General features: G+C 47.8%; 1 protein-coding gene. It reads left to right on the forward strand.

Annotation, left to right across the window (positions count from 1 at the left end):
• Window positions 1-46: 46 nt before the first annotated feature.
• The coding region (locus R7Z77_RS26780) for an inositol monophosphatase family protein (protein WP_318137227.1) at window positions 47-605 on the forward strand (559 nt) is incomplete at its 3' end.

A 605-nucleotide genomic window follows, 5' to 3' on the forward strand; every position in this document is an offset into this window, starting at 1 on the left:
CAATAACGGTGTAAACCGAAAATATTGTGAGTAAGGACTATCACCTATGCCAATGACAAAAGATCTATCTCACCTGCTTCCTCAAGTTATCGAAATTGCCCGCAGTGCGGGACAAATGATTCTCGATATCTACGAGAAAAAGCAAGATGAAGCGTATACCAAAAGTGATGAAAGACCGGTCACAAGCGCCGATATTGCCGCGCACAAACTCATCACTGAACGTTTAAGTGAACTGACACCAGACATCCCCGTGTTGTCTGAAGAAGCTGCCGACATCAGCTTAGAGCAGCGCGCACAATGGCAGCGTTATTGGTTGGTCGACCCATTAGATGGCACACAAGAATTCATCGCACGCAGTGGCGACTTTGCGACCATCATTGCATTAATTGACAACAACAAGCCTGCGATGGGCGTGGTGTATGGGCCTGTTTCTGGCGTCACGTATTACGCATACAGCGGCAAAGGTGCGTGGAAAATCCCAGACATGTCTGAAAGCGTGAAAATCCACACGCACAAACATGAACAAACAGGACAAAACATTGCCATTGCTATCAGCCGTCGCCAAGACATTAATCGTATCACCAGCCGCATGAGCAGCGCTTGGA

The sequence above is a fragment of the Vibrio sp. 1401 genome, assembly GCF_033340295.1.